Source organism: Mycobacterium sp. TH-M82 (assembly GCF_057473605.1).
The window spans coordinates 1-2,645 of the sequence record NZ_JBYCKY010000514.1 but is presented as its reverse complement, the minus strand read 5'-3'; the positions used below and the strand labels follow the sequence as shown (position 1 = coordinate 2,645).

4 protein-coding genes are annotated in these 2,645 nt (G+C 69.7%); 1 reads left to right on the top strand and 3 read right to left on the bottom strand.

All coding sequences use genetic code 11. The features are described 5' to 3' along the window. A partial coding sequence (locus AC2VON_RS15890) for an enoyl-CoA hydratase-related protein (protein ID WP_486953817.1) occupies positions 1-372 on the bottom strand: 372 nt, incomplete at its 3' end. 23 nt (positions 373-395) lie between these two features. Between AC2VON_RS15890 and AC2VON_RS15885 the strand changes: the two genes are divergently transcribed. Continuing rightward, positions 396-986, top strand: coding sequence for a TIGR03086 family metal-binding protein (locus AC2VON_RS15885; RefSeq protein ID WP_486953816.1), 591 nt, complete (start codon positions 396-398; stop codon positions 984-986). A 12-nt stretch (positions 987-998) separates the two neighbouring features. Here AC2VON_RS15885 and AC2VON_RS15880 read toward each other — a convergent pair whose 3' ends face one another. Together AC2VON_RS15880 and AC2VON_RS15875 are read right to left on the bottom strand one after the other, a co-directional pair. After that, positions 999-1,460, bottom strand: a complete 462-nt coding sequence (locus AC2VON_RS15880) for a DUF4334 domain-containing protein (RefSeq protein ID WP_407689522.1) — start codon at positions 1,458-1,460, stop codon at positions 999-1,001. After that, positions 1,457-2,530, bottom strand: coding sequence for a pyridoxal phosphate-dependent aminotransferase (locus AC2VON_RS15875; RefSeq protein WP_407689521.1), 1,074 nt, complete (start codon positions 2,528-2,530; stop codon positions 1,457-1,459). The genes AC2VON_RS15880 and AC2VON_RS15875 overlap by 4 nt, the downstream gene beginning before the upstream one ends. Between the last annotated feature and the right edge of the window lie 115 nt (positions 2,531-2,645).

Sequence of the window (2,645 nt, the reverse complement as noted above, 5' to 3'; positions counted from 1 at the left end):
GCACCAGCCGTGCACCGCGGCGATGGTGGGGGTGCGGCAGTCGGCGACGGCGCTGATCGCGTTCTGCATGCGCCTGATCTCGGCGTGGAACTCCGCGCGCGGGCGGGCCAGCGCGTCGCCGGCGAGCAGCGCGGTGAACGTGCCGCCCATCGCGGGCACGTCCAGGCCGTAGCTGAAGTTCTTTCCGGACCCGGTGATGACGATGGCCCGCACGTCGTGGTCGGCGTCCAGGGCGGCGAACAGCTCGGGCATCTCCGACCAGAACGCGGGCCCCATCGCATTGCCTTTGCCGGGTCCGATCAGCGTCACCCGCGCGACGTGGTCCTGGGTGTCGACGGTGACCGATTCGTACGCTCTTGCTTCGTGGGCCATGCCGAGACCGTAGCGTGACGCACATGCCACGCGATTTGCGACCCGGACCAGACTCCCCGCCGACCGACGAGCTGGAAAGCGCCGAGGCCTGCCTGACGGTGCTGCAGCACGTCGTGCACCCCTTCGCCAGCGACGACCTGTCCCGCAAGACGCCGTGTTCCGACTACGACGTGCGCCAGCTGACCGGACATCTGCTGAACTCCATCAGGGCGCTCGGGGGCATGGTGGACGCCGACATCCCGCCGTGCGACGACTCCGACTCGGTGGAGCGCCAGATCGTGGGCGCGGCCCGGCCGGCGCTGGACGCCTGGCGCCGGCGCGGGCTGGACGGCAGCGTGGCGTTCGGCAAGGGCAAGATGGCGGCCCGGGATGCCTGCGCCGCGTGGTCGCTCGAATTCCTGGTGCACGCCTGGGATTACGCCAAGGCCGTGGGCCGCGACGTCGATGCCCGCGAACCGCTGGCCGAATACGTGCTGGAGCTGGGGCACCGGATCATCAAGCCGGAGCTGCGTGCCATGGCCGGGTTCGACGACCCGGTCGAGGCGCCCGAGGGGGCCGGCGCGCTGGAACGGCTGGTCGCGTTCACCGGTCGCAATCCGGCCCGGGTCAAGTGAGGGCGGGTAGCCCTACACCCGTTCGAGGTAGAAGTAGTAATAGCGGCCGTCATCCAGCACGCCCTTGCCGTTCATGATGCCCATCACCGCGTCGTCGTCGACGGTCTTGAAGTGGTCGTGCACGGGCTGGCCGTCGTAGACCATCGTGGCGGTGACCTCGCCGCGGAACTCCTCGAGCCACAGGCTGGCCTCGCCCTTGCCCATCTCCTTGTTGGAGAACTTGTTTCCGTCGGCGTCCAGGCAGACCAGCGGCTGAACGTCGCGGGCGGACTTGAACGTCTTGCCGAACCAGCCGGCCTTTTCCAGCTGGCCGTTCATCTTGTGTCCGGTGACGAACTCGCCGCCCTTCCACTCGCCGATCATCTGCTCGACGGTCGCGGGCCGCAGGCTCGCCCAGAACTCGTCGAGTTCGGCGTCGGGAATCGCGCCGCCGCGTTCCTTGAGCTCGGTGAACTTCGTGCGGGCCGGGGTCATCGGCTCTCCTCGGGGTGGGTGATCCAGTCGCGGGCGAAGTCGAGCAGCGCGTCGTTCTCCTCCGGCGCCCCGATGGTGACCCGGACACCCTCGGGCGCAAACGGGCGGACCACCAGGCGCGCGGCGGCGGCCCGCCCGACGAAGTCCGCGCTGCGCGGGCCCAGCGGCAGCCAGACGAAGTTGGCCTGCGACACCGGCAGGGTGTATCCGGCGTCCCGTAGCGCGGCGGCCACGCGCGTGCGCTCGGCGACGACCGCATCGGTGCGGGCCAGCAGCTCGTCGGCGGCCTGCAGGCAGGCGATCGCGGCGGCCTGGGAGACGCTGGTCACCGAGAACGGCACGTAGACCTGCTCGAGCGCGGTGATCAGCTCGGCGGGACCGATTGCGTAGCCGACGCGCAGGCCGGCCAGCCCGTAGGCTTTCGAAAAGGTGCGCAGCACAACGACGTTGGAGTGGGCACGGACCAGCGCCAGGCTGTCGGGTGCCATGCCGTCGCGGATGTACTCGACGTAGGCCTCGTCGATGGCGACCAGGATGTGGGAGGGCACGGCGGCGACGAAGCGGGCCAGCGCGCCGGGGTCGACGACCGTGGAGGTCGGGTTGTTGGGGTTGCAGACGAAGATCAGCCGGGTGCGGTCGGTGATTGCGGCCAGCATCGCGTCGAGGTCGAAGGTCTGCTCGGTCAGCGGCACCTTGACCGAGACCGCGCCGGCGACCTGGACCAGCGGGGGGTATAGCTCGAAGCTGTGCCAGCCCATCACCACCTCGTCGCCGGCCGAAGCACTGATCTGAACCAGCTGCTGGCACAGGCTGACCGACCCGCAGCCGACCGCGACGTGCTGCGGACCGAAGCCCGGGCCCACGTGCTCGGCCAGTGCGGCCTTGAGCGCCACACAGGCGCTGTCGGGGTAGCGGTTGACGTCGTCGGTGGCGTTCTCGATGGCCGCGCGCACGCTGGGCAGCGGGCCGAACACCGTCTCGTTGCTGGCAAGTTTGATCGAACCCGGCACCGTCTTGCCCGGAATATAGACCGGCAGCCCGGCCAACTCGGGGCGCAGACGGGCGGTCACTTCGACAGCATATGCCGGGGCTGTGTACGCTATGCCTCCGGCGGTTCCGCGAGACCGGAAAGGGGTCGGGTACCCTCAGAAAGTCCGATGGAGGCGTGCCAGAGCGGCCGAATGG